The 1132-nt window shown below is 60.5% G+C and carries 1 protein-coding gene; it reads left to right on the forward strand.

Annotated features, from left to right (window positions below; translation table 11 throughout):
* Positions 1-73: 73 nt before the first annotated feature.
* Entirely contained in the window at positions 74-1063 is a 990-nt protein-coding gene (locus AC1D06_RS42635) for an IS5 family transposase (protein WP_477991618.1), read from the forward strand.
* Positions 1064-1132: the final 69 nt, after the last annotated feature.

Here is a 1132-nt window from a genome sequence, read left to right on the forward strand (position 1 = left end):
CAGCCTTGGTGCAGGGATCGTTAAACGCGGTGTCGTAGATGCTGGGCCAGCCCGATAACTGGTCTCCGCCACGATGCCCTTCAAGCACAATGCCTCACGACGCCATCACATAGGCAAGATGAAATTCAAGGTGACGAACTGGCATGAGTACGAGGCAGGGCTTCGTCGACGCGGCAGCCTGACGCTTTGGATGACACCGGAAGCTTTGTCGTCCTGGCGGGCTCCGAAGCGCACGACACGCGGTGGCCAGCCACGCTACTCGGATCTGGCGATAGAGGCCGCTCTGACGCTGGGACTGGTGTTCGGCCTTCGGCTGCGCCAGACGGAAGGTTTTGTCACATCGGTTCTGAAGCTGATGGGACTAGATCTCGCCGTTCCCGATCATACGACCTTGAGTCGTCGGGCAGGCAAGCCGAGAATGCCGGACAAGCGGCAATGTAATCATCCCTCGGAAAAGTGGCCTGTCCACGTCCTGATCGATAGCACAGGGCTGCAAATCTACGGCGCTGGCCAATGGCTGGAGGAAAAGCATGGTGTCAAATCCCGAAGGGGTTGGCGCAAACTGCACCTGGCGCTGGATGCCGATAGCGGCGACATCATCGCTCACGTCATGACCGACCAGGATGCCGGCGACGCCTCGCAGGTGGAGCGGCTACTCGACCAGATCGACACACCGATCAGCCAGTTCACGGCCGATGGAGCCTATGACGGTGAGCCGACCTACGATGCCGTCACCAAGCACACCGCCGATGCCGAGGTGATCATTCCGCCGCGTGCCAATGCGGTGGAGCGTCAGCAAGACGATCCCTCCCGTCAACGCCACCGGCATATCGCGRAGATCAACGCCAATGGTCGAATGAAATGGCAGGCCGCGACCGGTTACGGCAAGCGATCTCTGGTCGAGACCGCGATCGGTCGTTACAAATCGATCATCGGCCGTCGGCTGCGGGCACGTTCATTCGCCGCCCAACAGACGGAAGCTGCCCTCAGCTGCGCAGTCCTCAATCACATGCTGGCCTGCGCACGCCCGAAATCCGTCCGGTGTAGAAAAGCTACCGCATAGCCGCGGCATCGGAGACCGAATTCCGCTCGCAATACGACCGATGCACCAGCGCCATGCAGCATCATATTG

Source organism: Rhizobium sp. P2_G2 (genome assembly GCF_056403555.1).